At 70.4% G+C, this 12,612-nt stretch carries 14 protein-coding genes; 4 read left to right on the top strand and 10 right to left on the bottom strand.

All coding sequences use genetic code 11. From position 1 onward, the window contains the following. Positions 1-308: 308 nt before the first annotated feature. The 3 genes from O0S08_RS14210 to O0S08_RS14200 form a co-directional block, all read right to left on the bottom strand. Complete coding sequence (locus O0S08_RS14210) at positions 309-1,751, bottom strand: IS1380 family transposase (RefSeq protein ID WP_371879552.1); 1,443 nt, start codon at positions 1,749-1,751, stop codon at positions 309-311. A gap of 168 nt (positions 1,752-1,919) precedes the next feature. Next, positions 1,920-4,010, bottom strand: coding sequence for a DUF4215 domain-containing protein (locus O0S08_RS14205; protein WP_269039660.1), 2,091 nt, complete (start codon positions 4,008-4,010; stop codon positions 1,920-1,922). Positions 4,011-4,386: 376 nt separating this feature from the next. After that, positions 4,387-4,914, bottom strand: coding sequence for an AAA family ATPase (locus tag O0S08_RS14200; RefSeq protein WP_269039659.1), 528 nt, complete (start codon positions 4,912-4,914; stop codon positions 4,387-4,389). Positions 4,915-5,173: 259 nt separating this feature from the next. On the opposite strand from O0S08_RS14200, the gene O0S08_RS14195 reads away from it, so the two are divergent. Then, positions 5,174-5,317: a hypothetical protein gene (locus O0S08_RS14195; protein ID WP_269039658.1), complete on the top strand. Its 144-nt coding sequence runs from the start codon at positions 5,174-5,176 to the stop codon at positions 5,315-5,317. Positions 5,318-5,433: 116 nt separating this feature from the next. Further along, positions 5,434-5,589, top strand: coding sequence for a hypothetical protein (locus tag O0S08_RS14190; RefSeq protein WP_269039657.1), 156 nt, complete (start codon positions 5,434-5,436; stop codon positions 5,587-5,589). 133 nt (positions 5,590-5,722) lie between these two features. On the opposite strand, the gene O0S08_RS14185 is transcribed toward O0S08_RS14190, so the two are convergent. The 7 genes from O0S08_RS14185 to O0S08_RS14155 form a co-directional block, all read right to left on the bottom strand. Then, positions 5,723-6,184 (bottom strand): hypothetical protein, encoded by a 462-nt coding sequence (locus tag O0S08_RS14185; protein ID WP_269039656.1) that lies wholly within the window; start codon positions 6,182-6,184, stop codon positions 5,723-5,725. 50 nt (positions 6,185-6,234) lie between these two features. Next, positions 6,235-6,777: a hypothetical protein gene (locus O0S08_RS14180; RefSeq protein ID WP_269039655.1), complete on the bottom strand. Its 543-nt coding sequence runs from the start codon at positions 6,775-6,777 to the stop codon at positions 6,235-6,237. A 226-nt stretch (positions 6,778-7,003) separates the two neighbouring features. Continuing rightward, the gene (gene cfa / locus O0S08_RS14175; RefSeq protein ID WP_269039654.1) at positions 7,004-8,137 is read right to left on the bottom strand and encodes a cyclopropane fatty acyl phospholipid synthase; all 1,134 of its coding nucleotides are present in this window, start codon (positions 8,135-8,137) and stop codon (positions 7,004-7,006) included. A 4-nt stretch (positions 8,138-8,141) separates the two neighbouring features. Then, positions 8,142-8,900, bottom strand: a complete 759-nt coding sequence (locus O0S08_RS14170) for an enoyl-CoA hydratase/isomerase family protein (RefSeq protein WP_269039653.1) — start codon at positions 8,898-8,900, stop codon at positions 8,142-8,144. Between the two features lie 8 nt (positions 8,901-8,908). Then, positions 8,909-9,775: an acyl-CoA desaturase gene (locus O0S08_RS14165; protein ID WP_269039652.1), complete on the bottom strand. Its 867-nt coding sequence runs from the start codon at positions 9,773-9,775 to the stop codon at positions 8,909-8,911. A 2-nt stretch (positions 9,776-9,777) separates the two neighbouring features. Then, positions 9,778-10,569: an acyl-CoA desaturase gene (locus O0S08_RS14160; protein ID WP_269039651.1), complete on the bottom strand. Its 792-nt coding sequence runs from the start codon at positions 10,567-10,569 to the stop codon at positions 9,778-9,780. A gap of 164 nt (positions 10,570-10,733) precedes the next feature. Continuing rightward, positions 10,734-10,964: a hypothetical protein gene (locus O0S08_RS14155; protein ID WP_269039650.1), complete on the bottom strand. Its 231-nt coding sequence runs from the start codon at positions 10,962-10,964 to the stop codon at positions 10,734-10,736. Between the two features lie 394 nt (positions 10,965-11,358). Here O0S08_RS14155 and O0S08_RS14150 point away from each other — a divergent pair, with 394 nt between their 5' ends. Together O0S08_RS14150 and O0S08_RS14145 are read left to right on the top strand one after the other, a co-directional pair. Then, a complete protein-coding gene (locus O0S08_RS14150) occupies positions 11,359-11,769 on the top strand; it encodes a hypothetical protein (RefSeq protein ID WP_269039649.1) in 411 nt (136 codons plus the stop codon). An 11-nt stretch (positions 11,770-11,780) separates the two neighbouring features. After that, positions 11,781-12,551 (top strand): hypothetical protein, encoded by a 771-nt coding sequence (locus tag O0S08_RS14145; RefSeq protein ID WP_269039648.1) that lies wholly within the window; start codon positions 11,781-11,783, stop codon positions 12,549-12,551. The last annotated feature ends 61 nt before the right edge of the window (positions 12,552-12,612 follow it).

The following is a 12,612-nucleotide window of genomic DNA, read 5'->3' as shown; positions in this document are numbered from 1 at the left end:
CGCGAACGGGCGCCGCCCACCGCACGATTCGCTGGTCAACCCCTCGCCGGTGCTCCGGCGGCTAGCCCGGATTTCTCACCACGGATAGGTGGGGCCCGCCAAGCGGCTGTCAGGCGGCTTGGCGGGAGGTTGTTGGATGCCGTGGACGTGAGTCGCGAGGCCGCGCTCGTTACGCCCGGGGCTGGCGCGAGATCGAGCTGTAAGAGGGATTACAAAGCCGGCTACGCGTTTTGGGTGACCTGTGCATAAGGACAGACGAATCCCGGCGCGAGTGCAGCGCACCATTGTGTGACGGACGGCGAGGGCCTTCAGCGTCTCATGACGTGATGACGGTGGAGGTTCTCGAGGACGCGCCACCACACGTGCTGGAGTGGGAAAACCGAGCTTAGGGAGACGCGGATCCTGCGGACCGAGGCGGTGACGACGACACCGATCTTGAGCAGCCGCGTGCGGATCGTGGAGACCTGGGCATGGGCGAGCTCGGTGCCGGCGAGGGCGATTCGTCGGAGCTCGTTGAGGATCATGTAAGCGACGGATGAGAGCCACAGGCGGAGCTGGTTGGCGCGCAGCGTGTGAGCGCTGGTGCGGTCGGCAAAGAGGCCGAGCTGCTGTTCCTTGATCCGGTTCTCCATGTCTCCGCGAGCGCAGTAGAGGTCCTCGTAGAGCGAGCGCGCGTCGTACTCGTCGGGTGAGAGGTTGGTGGTGACGAAGCGAGGATTCTCCTTGTCCGTCGTGTACTCGGCCTTGCCGACCACCCGGCGCTCTCGTGACCACGTCCGGTTGGTCTCGTAGCGAAAGTCCTTGAAAACGCGCGCTTCCTTGCCGGTCTGCTCGGAGATGGCGCGGGCCTGCTTCATCTCGCCCTCGATCTCGGCGATCAGGCGCGAGTTCTTCTGCAGGCCGAGGACGAAGAAGAGCCCGTTCTCCTCGCACCAGCGCATGACCTCGTCGCGGCAGAAGCCGGAATCGCCGCGCACGATGATCCGGACGTCGGGCCAGCGGGCGAGGAGCTGACTGACGATCCTCTCGAGCTCCTCGACCGCGCCGCTCACTGGCTGCTTGTCGGCGGTGTTCAGCGCGGCGCCGAGGAGGAAGTCGCCGCAGAAGACGTACAGCGGCAGGTAGCAGTAGCTGTCGTAGAAGCCGTGGAAGAAGCGACCCTCCTGCTTGCCATGTACGGGGTCGTCCGTCGCGTCGAGATCGAGGACGATCTCGGCGGGCGGCCGATCGTGCGCGGCGAGGAAGGTGTCGACGAAGAGGCGCTGAATCCCGTGGTCGTCGTAGCTGATCTTCTTGTAGCGCTCGTCGCCGGCCACCGTGGGCTTCGCCAGCTCCAGGCGGTTCAGCGTGCTCTTGCCGGCCAGGGCGTGCCCCCGGTCGCGCTCCCGCTTGCGCTGTTCGCCGGTCGGATCGATCTTGCCTACCGCCAGCGCGAGCAAGGCATCATCGCGGAGCATGTCGTGGTCGTTCAGGTCCTCGTAACCACACAGCAGGCCCAGCACGCGCTGTGCGAGCAGTTCCTCGACGGTGTGCTCGACGCGGCTCGGGTCACGGTGGTCCCGGAAGCAGGAGGCGAAGTCCCGGAACACACCTGAACTCTCGGTCAACTCGCGCAGCAACAGCAGGCCGCCGTCCGAGCTGACCCGTCCGCCGTCAAAAGCGGCCTCGACGCGCCTCCGCCCGGCCGGTTGAAAATCGAACTCGGTGCGGATACACCTTGTCGTGTTCCGGCCGTACCCCTGGGTGGTCAGCAATCGTTTCACACCCGCTCGAACTCGGGAAGTACGGCCGGAATTCCTTCCCGTGGTGAGAAATCCGGACTAGGACCTCGCGTGGCCTCCAGCAGCTGCACGCCGCCGACGTGCCGCGGCCCTGACCGCCGCTCCGCGCCGGGCCACGCGGAGCGGCGCGCCGTCGCGTCACGGCAGGAGCGTCAGGGTCAGCGTCACGCTGTCGATCGTGCCGGTGTCCAAGCCGGCCCGGTCGCCGACGCAGAACTTCCACACCCCCTTGGCGGACAGGCCGTCGAAGTCGGCGAAGTTGTTACCGGGGCCGGCGCCGTGCTGCGGGAAGTAGTCGCAGGCGCCGTCGGCCTGACACACGACCGCCCCGTCGGCGAGGCTGTTGCCCATCAGCTCGGCGCTCTTGACCCCGCCGTCGCGGAACAGCACCGGGAAGTTCTTCGAGATATCGGACGAGTCGCCGGCCCCGCCGGCGCCGTCGTCGAGCGTCTCGAGCACGCCCGGCCGACTCATCACCGTGAGGATCTTGTTGGTCGGGCTGACCAGCTTGAACACCAGGTCGCCGACATACGTGTGGGTGATGCCGACCTGCAGCGTGACGTCGTCGACCTTGTTGGCGTTGTTGACGTTGAGGTCGACGCAGGCCATCTGCGCGAGCTGGCCCTTGTAGGTCCCGTCGGGCACCGCGACGCCCAGCGCGGTCCGCTTGACGACCACCCCGAGCTCGAGCTTGCACGCGGCGTCGCAGCCGTCGCCGCTGACCGCGTTGCCGTCGTCGCACTGCTCGACGTCCATGCGCAGGAAGCCGTCGCCGCAGGTCGCCGGCTCGCACGCGATGCAGGCGTCGGTGTCGACCAGGTTGCCGTCGTCGCACTCCTCGACGCCGGCCAGCACCAGGCCGTCGCCGCACTCGGCCTGCTGGCAGCTGTTCGTGCACGCGGAGTCGTCGGCGTTGGCGCCGCCCTCGTCGCACTCCTCGCCCGGCTGGACGAAGCCGTCGCCGCAGGCCGCGTTCTTGCACACCGAGGTGCAGGCGTCGTCGTCGATCTGGTTGGCGTCGTCGCACTCCTCGCCCGGGCCTTTGAACCCGTCGCCGCAGAAGTTGTCGGTGCAGTCCGACTTGCACGCCGACGAGTCGTGGTTCTTGAGCCCGTCGTCGCACTGCTCGTGGTTGTCCCACACCAGGCCGTCGCCGCAGGTCGCCGGCTGGCAGGCGAGGGTGCAGTCGCCGGTGTCCTTGTTGTCCGGGCCGAGGTCGCAGCTCTCGCCCGCGCCGGCCTGGGCGAACCCGTCGCCGCAGGCCGGAGCCTTGCACAGGGTCGTGCACTCGTCGTCGTTGTCGGCGTCGCCGTCGTCGCACGCCTCGCCGGCGTCGACCACCCCGTTGCCGCACGCCTCGAGCTCGCAGGCCGCGTTGCAGCCGTCGCCCGGCTCGAGGTCGCCGTCGTCGCACGCCTCGCTCGGGCTCTGGTCGCCGTCGCCGCAGACGTTGAGGACGCAGCCCGCCAGGCACTCCTGCCCGGGGCCGTTGGTCTTGCCGAGGTCGCACTCCTCGACCCCGGCGAGGACGAAGCCGTCGCCGCAGGTCGCCAGCTTGCACTCCGCGGTGCAGGCCGCGTTCGGCCCGTTGGCCGCGCCGTCGTCACACTCCTCGCCGACCACGTCCTGGACCAGCCCGTCGCCGCAGGCCGCGTTGGTGCAGGCGTTGGTGCACGCGTCGCTGTCGACGTCGTTGCCGTCGTCGCACTCCTCCATCAGCCCCGCGACCCCGTCGCCGCACTCCGGCACCGCGCACTCGTTGGTGCACGCGTCGCCGTCGCGGCCGTTGCCGTCGTCGCAGCCCTCCCCCGGCCCGACCGCCCCGTCGCCGCACACGTTGGCCGTACAGTCGGCCTTGCAGGCCTTGTCGTCGCCGTTGTCGGCCCCGTTGTCGCACGCCTCGCCCGCCTCGACCACGCCGTTGCCACACTCCACCGGCGAACCCGTCGTCGAGTCGGTGTCCGTCTCGCCCGGCTCGTCCGTGGTCGTGGTCGTGGTCGTCTCGCCGATCCCCGTCTCGCTCGCCGAGGCACCCGCCGTGGTCGAGCTCTCCGGCCCGCCCGTCGTCGTCTCCTCGCCCGCCGTCGTGCCCGTGCCCGTGTCCGTGCCCGTGCTCGTGTCGTCGATCCCCGTGGTCGCCTCGCTCCTCCCGCCGCAGCCCGCCGCCAGCGCCGCAGTCATCACCAGAGCGCACAGATCGCCCTTCCCTACCCAACGCTCAAATCGCATCCGCCGACAGTAGAGCGCCGCAGTATTGCCGGCAACGCGCAATGTCGTGCCTTGAAGCGCGAATGCGGGCAGTCGTATGATTTCGCCCTGCGGACAATCCCGCGGCGACGATCGCAGGCGTCGGCGGTCGAGGCGTGCGCGCGTCGCCTCGCACGCGCAAGGTGGCGCCGCCCGGGATTGCGCAGACCCGGCTTTGACGAATCATCACACCAGCACCGGCCTCACGACGCGCCCGAAGCCGCGCCAGTGCCGTGACCTCGACGACCGCGAAGTCAGAAAGCGCATCGACCTCCCGGGCGTCCTGGGAGGTCGATTGAAGGGATCCACCGGCCGACGCCGAGCGGCTCACAGGCTCCGCCGCGTTTCCAGCGACCTGCTAGGACGTCGCGCCCGTAGCGAGGCGCGCGACCGCGTCGAGCACGCGCCTCGCGCGCTCCTCGACGCTCAGATCACCCTCGAGTCGGAGGACCGGGCACGACCGCTCGGCCAGCCAAGCCCTGTGCTTGGCCAAGCTTCGGCCGGAGGGCGGGCCTTCGTCGTAGGCGGCCGCCCAGTCGAGAAACTCCGGATCGGCCGAGCCGAGCACCTCGATCTCGCGCGCCCGAAGGCGCTCGATGCGGATCGCCGCGTCGAGATATAGAAACACGATGAGGTCGAAGCTGTCCTCGATCTCCGCGCCCCAGCCGACGACGGAGCCCGAAACGACGGCGTTGGGCGCCGCGTCCACCGCGACGAGAATCATCCGAAGCCGCACGTCGGGCGCACGTTTCTGCCGGTACGGAGGGTCGGTGGGGAGCCAGTAGTAGTCGTCCGCGTCGACGGCAATCGAGCCGAGCGGCCCGGACAACGCCCGCGCAAGAGTCGTCGTGCCGGAGCCGGACGCGCCGGTTATCAGAACTCGCATTGCGTGTGGTTCACTCCGTGGTCTGTCCGAATATGTCCTTCACCGCGAACGAGAGCTACCCCGAACCCTCGCCGAGAACACCCTCCACGCCACCACCCCCGACGGCGTCCGCGCCACCATCGCGGCCCGCATCGACCGCTACAAGCACCGCCACCCTGCATCGCGCGATCGGCTACGTCCCCCTCCGTCAACCCACCCACATGTCTGCGCCTGCCAGGCGTAGGTGCGGAGCCTGGAGGGGCGTCGGGACGCCCGAGGCATGATCGCCCGCCGCGTGCTCGCGGACGGACACACCGTGATCGTGATGACCAACGCGAGCTACGATTATGCCAAGCTCAGCCAGCTCGGCGACGCGCTGATGGAAGCGAGCTATACCGACGCTGCGGAGAGCGCCGACCGGTAACTGCCGGCGTCGAGCTCGCCGACGAATTGGGCGTCTCCCGCCGGCGTGCGCGCAAGCTGTAGCTCGCCGCGGTCGGCAGCGGCCGCGTCACCGGCCGCGTCGATCTCGAGCAAGAGGTGTTCGTCTCGAGGTCGCTGTCGGCGGGGTCGTTCAGGCCGCCCGCCGAGCGCCCCGAGACGATGACCTGCAAGGGCTGCGGCGGCGAGTCGACCGTGGTCAAGGCCGTCACTGCGCACGCGCACTGCCAGTACTGCCGCTTCCGCCTGCACTGACCGCGCCTTTGGCCGTGCGCGGCATGTGGAGCCCGCGCCAGCTGCTCGACCTCGCCGAGCTGCCGACGCCCCGTCGTCCCGCCGGAGAATATCGGGCTGAAACGTGACCGCTCGAAGTGCCCCGGTCGCGGCATCAGGGCGCCGGATCGCACACGCACGCGCAGGCCGGATGGGCCGCCGCCGCCGCCTCGCCCGATTCGCACGACTCGTAGCCGAGCGCATCCTGGAAGCAGACATCGACCAGCGCAGCGACGCCCGGCGCTTCTTCCCGGAACCCGGGCGCGATCAACCGCCCCGGCTGGCCCGGCTGCGACGCCTGGCAGCCGGGGATCGGCAGGCAGGCCGGCGGGCCCGCATGCGGCGTCGCGAACGGCACGCAGCGCAGCTCGTCGGCGGTCTCACAATTACCGGTGACGACCACGCTCCGGACCCACGCGCAGCGATACTCCGACCCGGTGACCGCCTCGCACGCCGCCGTCGATTCGGCCGCCGCGCAGGCCGCCACCGCCGCCTGCTCGCCGTCGTCGCCCCCGCCGCAAGCGGCGAGCGCGAGCCACAGCGCCGGCGCGGACAAACCTCGACGAGAACGATTCATGAGCCGCTCCCCGCGTCGCTCCATGCCAGCACGCCCGCGCCGGTTCGCGCTCAGCCCTGGCCTGCCGAGAAGGCTTGCTCCGCGCGGAGGTTCTCCTCCGCCGCGCGGGTGCGCATCGTGACCGCGTCGATCAGGTTCCCGTCGCGGCGCGTCGTGTCGATCCAGAAGCGACGGGGGTCGCGCGGATCGTAGAGCACGCTGAAGATCCGTCCGGGCGTCAGATCGGCGAGTTCGGCCGTGATGACGGGGATGACCGCCTCGGTCGCCACCTCGCCGCCGCCGATCGGCAGCAAGCGGACCTGCAGGCGCATCGGTCGCCGCTCCTCGGTGACGAAAATTCGCATCGTCCGCCCGGACGACATCCTCTTGCCCTCGTACCCCGCGCGGATCACCGGCGGCTCGCCGCTCGGCTCGGCCTTCTCGACGCGCGCCTTGCAGAGCAGCCACGACTCCAGCGCCTCGCGGTGGAGCACGCCTGCAGGCGACCGGTCCCACGCGTCGATCTTGGCCTGCCGCTCGCTGACTAGACGGAGGATGAGCCAGATCGGCACGGCCGCCATGAGCATCCAGATCAGCGTCAGCCATGAGGGCATGGGGCTGTCGTACCCTCCAGCCTCGAGGTTGTCCAGCGCGTCCCTGCCACGAATCGGCGCGCGTCCGCTCGCGCCGTGCCACGGCCACGCATGGTCGTGGGCGAACACCCGACGACGTACGCGCGGTTCGGCGAGCTCGTACGCTCCCTTCACCGCCGCGCGGCCCGGCGCCGGCCGCGGACGACGCCGCCCGTCGAACGGCCACGAATCACCGCCCGCGAGCGCCTCAGCGGATCGACCTGTACCCGCCCCGCACCCCGCGCTTCGACAGCACGACCTGCCACAGCTGATTGCGGCAGCCGGCGCGGAACGACCCGGCCATCGTCGACAAATAATAGCTCCACATCCGGCGGAACCGCGCCGGCATCGCCGCCCCGCGCTCGTTTGCGTGGCGGAGGAAGTTCGCGTGCCAGGCCATCACGGTGCGGTCGTAGTCGGCGCGGAAGTTGTGCCAGTCCTCTATCACGAACAACCCGCGGACCGCCTCGCTGATGTCGGCGGTGGCCGGCAGCGCCCCGTTGGGGAAGATGTGGCGGTTGAGCCAGGCGTCGGTGCGCCCGTGCTCGTTGCCGATCGTGTGCAGCAGGAACAGGCCGTCGTCGCGCAGCAGGCGGTGCGCCGACTCGAAGAACGCCCGGTAATTGCGGTGACCGACGTGCTCGAACATTCCCACGCTGCACAGCTTGTCGAACGGGCCCATGCGTGCGAGCGCCGGGTCGCGCCAGTCGAGCGCGTGATACGCCGCCCCGCGGCCCTCGTCGTGGGCGGCGGCCCAGTCGCGCTGCGGCGCCGACACGGTGATCCCGACCGCCCGCGCGCCGCGGGTGTCGACCGCGTGGCGGACCAGGCCGCCCCAGCCGCAGCCGATGTCGAGCAGCGACTCACCTGTCCCGAGGTACAGCTTGGCGCAGACCAGCTCGAACTTGGCCCGCTGGGCCGCGTCGAGGTCCTCGGCCGCGCGCCAGTAGGCGCACGAGTAGGCCATCGTCGGCCCGAGCATCGCGGCGAACAACTCCGTGTCGAGGTCGTAGTGGACCTCGGCCACCTGGCCCGCGCGCCGGCTCGTCTGCAGGTTGACCAGCCGCGACGCGGTCGCCAGCGCCGCGGTGCGCCAGTCGAGCACCGCCTCGTCGCCGCTGCTCGCCAGCACCCGCGCGGTCAGCTCGTCGATCGCCGCGCAGTCCCACCAGCCGTCCATGTAGCTGTCGCCGAGCGCCAGCGACCCGCCGAGCGCGACGCGCCGCCAGAACCGCGGGTCGTGCACGTGGATGTCCCAGGGGTCAGGTCCGCCCACGCGCGCCCCGGCGCGCCCCAGCGCCCGTTCGACCGCCCGTCGCGCCGCGCTGTCCAGGCTGCCCACGCAGTCAGTCTCGCCTCTTCAACGCCGCCAGCGCGCTCGCCTGGGCGCGCACGCTGTCGGGGGCCATGACGACCTGCATCGCCATCCGGTCGAGCTCCGGGTGGCCGGCGATCGCCGCCATCGTCGGCTGCTGCAGCGCCTGCTTGCTGGCCGCGTAGGCCGTCGCGCTGTCGACCCCGATCCGCCGCGCCTCCTCCAGCGCCGCCGCCAGCAGCTGCTCGGGCGCGACCACGCGGTGGAGCACCCCGAGCCGCTGGGCCCCGGCGACGTCGTAGAGCTGGCCCGACAGCGTCATCTCGGCGGTCGCCGGCGTCCCGAGGGCGTAGCGCACCATCTCGATGTACGTCCACGGCATCGGGATCCCGACCGGCACCTCGTTGATGGCGAAGCGCGCCCGCCCCTCGGCGCCGACCCGCACGTCGCACGCGACCGCCAGGATCAGCCCGCCGGCGAACGTGTTGCCGTTGATCGCCGCCACGGTCCGCCGCGGCAGCGCGAACACCCGCAGCAAGCTGCCGCGGAAGCGCTCGAACCACGCCTCCAGCTCGGCCATGTCGTTGCGAGCGAACCGCGGGAACACGTCCTCGAAGTCGAGCCCGGCCGAGAACGTCTTGCCCTCGGCGGTCAGCACCACCGGCAGCGCCGGGTGGTCGCGCTCCACCTCGTCGAACGCCGCGTGGAGGTCGGCGAAGAACTCCGGGTTCATGCGGTTGACCGGGTTCGAGCGCATCGTGACGATCACGGCGCCCTCGCTGCGTTCCACGCTCCACTTCATACGAATGGCTCCCCGCGCTCGCTCGCGCCGGATGTCCCTTGAGACAGGTTGGCCGGCGTCTTCAGGTCCCACACCAGGCCGATCGCCGCCCACGCCTTCAGCACGTACCAGCCCACGTCGAACTCCCACCACACGTGGCCCTGGCGGGCCGAGGACGAGAAGCGGTGGTGGTTGTTGTGGAACTCGCCGAGCGCCAGCACCCCGAGCGGCCAGTGGTTGCGGCTGAGGTCCTCGCACGCGTAGCGGCGGTAGCCGCCCCACGCGTGGCTGAACGACTGCACCCAGTGCGTGATCTCCCAGATCAGCACCGTCGGCAGCAGCCCGCCCCACAACACGCCCTCCGCCCCCCAATGACAGTAGAGCCCGAGGCACATCGCCGCGAACGGCACGAAGTGCCAGGCGTCGAGCCAGCGTAATTCGGGGTAGCGCGACAGGTCGGGGATCGCCTCGTGACACGTCACGCGGTTGCGGCGATCGAGGAACCACAGGTAATGCGAATAGAAGAAGCCCTGGAAGTGCGGCGAGTGCAGGTCGCGGCTGGTGTCGGCGTTGCGGTGGTGCCGGCGGTGCGTCTCGGCCCACCAGATCACCCCGCCCTGCAGGGTCGTGCTGCCCAGGAGCGCCAGCACGAACTGGAACCACCGCGACGTCTTGAACGCGCGGTGGGCGAAGTAGCGGTGGAACCCGACCGTCAGCGCGAACATCCGCACCGCGAAGCAGCCGGCGAACACCGCGAAGGCGTGCCACGACGGCCCCGTGATCACCACCCCGAGGCACAGCGCGTGGACCAGCAGGTAGAAGCCCGCCGCCGACCACGACAGCTGCGCCAGCGGCAGCGACCCCTTGGCGTGCCCCTCGCGCATCGTCAGCTCCCGGCCGCCTCGAACGGCCCCGCCTCGACCGGCCGCACCGCCGGCAGCGGCGCCCCCGGCCGCCACTTGCGGTCGTACACGTACAGCTCGCGCGCCAGCCCGCAGGCCGCCAGCGCGCGGATGATCGCCCAGCCGACGTCGAACTCCCACCAGCGGGTCGAGAACTTGGCCGAGCGCGGGAACCGGTGGTGATTGTTGTGCAGCTCCTCGCCCGCGATCACCAGCGCCAGCGGGACCACGTTGCGGCTGCCGTCGCGGGTCTCGTGATTGCGGTACCCCGCGTGGTGCCCGAGCCCGTTGATCACCCCGGCGCACAGCGGCATCCACATCAGCTGCAGGACGAACCCCAGGAGCCCCAGCCACGGCCCCAGCAGCCACAGATACAGCCCCGCCAGCAGCGCCAGGCCGAGGTTGCTGCGGCCCTCGTAGAGGTTGCGCTCGAGCCAATCGTCGGGGCAGTCGTGGCCGAACCGCCGCAGGGTCGCCTCGCTGTTGCTCTCGCGGAAGTAATAGCGGTACCCGGCGAAGAAGATCGGCCCGATCCCGTGGACCACCGGCGAATGCGGGTCACCCTCGCGGTCGACGTACGCGTGGTGCTTGCGGTGCACCGCCACCCACGCCCGCACCCGCGTGCCCGTGGTCAAGAAGATGAGGAAGCGGAACACGTGCGCCGGCAACGGGTGCAGCGCCACCGCCCTGTGCGCCAGCGCGCGGTGGGCGTACACGCTGATGCTGATGTTGGCCAACCAACCGAACCCGACGCAGAGAAGGAGGACCTCGAGCACCGCGCAGATCCTTTATCAGGGGCCGCCCGCGCAAGTCAACGCCGGCGGGCCCCGCCCCGCCCGGCCGCGCCGGGGTCCTCGCCCGCGCCGGGGGCTCTCCGCCCGGTTCACCCCATGACATGGCCCTCGGACCATGCCGCATCGAGCATGTCTCAAAGTTAACCTCACGCCGCGTCGGCGCCGGCGCGCGGCGCCAGGCCGGCCACCGCGCGCGCCACCGCGTCCGGGTCGATCGCCGCCAGGTACAGCAGCACCATCGTCGCCGAGAACGTGTGGACCGGCAGCAGCACGTACAGCGCGGCGTGGAACGCCACGCCGAGCGGCAGCAGCCGCCGGTGCCAGCGGGCGCGCCACACCCCGAGCGCCGGCGCGAGCTCCGGCGCGACCACGGCCACCGCCGCCGAGGCGATCGACAGACCTGCCCCGAGAGGCAGGTCCGATCCGACCGTAACAAAATTCCGCGCCGCCGTGATTCTCGTGGTTCGACTCCGCGCGACCCGGCCGCACCGGGACGAATCACCATCCTGCTCGAGGTCACCCGCGCCGTCGGACGGATTCCGCGGTTACCGGCCACAGTCGGGACAGCGCCGCGAGCGGCCCGGAAGTCCTGCTCCTCGGCATGGCCCTGGCGAACTGCCGCGACGAGGACGACCGGTTGACGATTTCTCGCGCGCGACGTACCCACGAGCCGTGGACGTTCGGCCCTACTGGTTCGGAGCCCTGGTCTTCACGTCAGCCTGTGGCGCGGAGGGCGGCCCCTGCGGTCCGGCTCCGGAGCCCAGCCCCTGTATGCCCGACGAGCTGACCGATCCCCGCGCGGAGCTCTGCGCCAAACGTTCGGCCGAGGATTGCGGCGGCCCGATCGACATCGACGAGAGCAATGATGAATGCCAATGGGTGACGACGACCTCGTATGCGAAAGACGCGAGCGAGTGCGGCGAACCGAAGCAGGGCGGAGCGTGCATCGCCCTCAGCTATTTCGGAGACGGCTGCGAGATCCCCACTGCCTGCGCCGGCGCAGTGGAAGGCACCGTCTATTTTCGCACGACGGCCACCTGCGAGACCGAGATGTTCCGCGGCGTTTTCTGCGGCTACAAAGTCGTGGGCTGGAACTCGTGCGCCTGGACTGAACCGGCTCCGGATATGTGTGCACTGCCGTATCCGGACGTCGGGCCCGCGCTCTGCAATTGCAACTGCTGATCGGAGCACCCATGCCGACCCTCCGCCTGCGCCTCGTCCTCCCGCTCGCCCTGTTCGCCTGTACCGATCGCCCGCTCGGCGAGACCGACGGCAGCACCGCCGGACCGAGCACCGGTGATTCTCCGCCGGCCACCGGCACCACGCCCGACACTGCGACGACCCCGACCACCACCGCCGCGCCGTCCACCACTGCGACCACCGGCGATCCCACGGCCACCGACGGGAGCAGCACCACCGAGATCGATCCGAGCGTGGCGACCACGACCCCCGACCCGCTGCCGAAGCTCGACTTCTTTCTGCCGGGGCCGACCTCCGGCCTGATGGGCTGCACCCTCGACGCCCCGGCCGGCACCATGGTCAGCGGCAGCTCCTCGATCGGCCCGTTCATGGCCCAGCGCGCCTACTTCGGCGTTGTCGACTTCGACAGCAACCTGTTCTCGCCGCGGATCATGCTGGTCTCGCCCACGGCCGATCCCGAGGTCGCGCTCGAGCTGCAGAACAGCAGCTCCGGCCCGATCTACTACGGTGACATCCACACCGACTCGTTCTGGGAGAGCGGCTGGATCGGCAACTGGCCGATCGACGCCAACCACTACGCCGACGGCCTGACCGGCGTCATCGCGCGCCCGGACGGCGCAGTGATCGAAGCGCAGGCGGGCAACTGGGTGATGCACGACCCCGCCGACCCGCCGCGGCTCGTCGGCAGCCTCCAGGGCGAGATCGCCGGCCCCTTCGACGCCGTCTACTGCGACAAGCTCGACATCTCCGTGATCTCCGAATGAGCGGCGCGCCGCTCGACTCACCGCAGGCGCGAACCCTTCAAAATCGCAGCAGCAGCCCGCC

It is taken from the genome of Nannocystis punicea, assembly GCF_026965555.1.
In the GTDB taxonomy this organism is placed as follows: domain Bacteria; phylum Myxococcota_A; class Polyangia; order Nannocystales; family Nannocystaceae; genus Nannocystis; species Nannocystis punicea.
The sequence above is the reverse complement of the archived record's forward strand: the minus strand, read 5'-3'. Positions and strand labels throughout refer to the sequence as shown.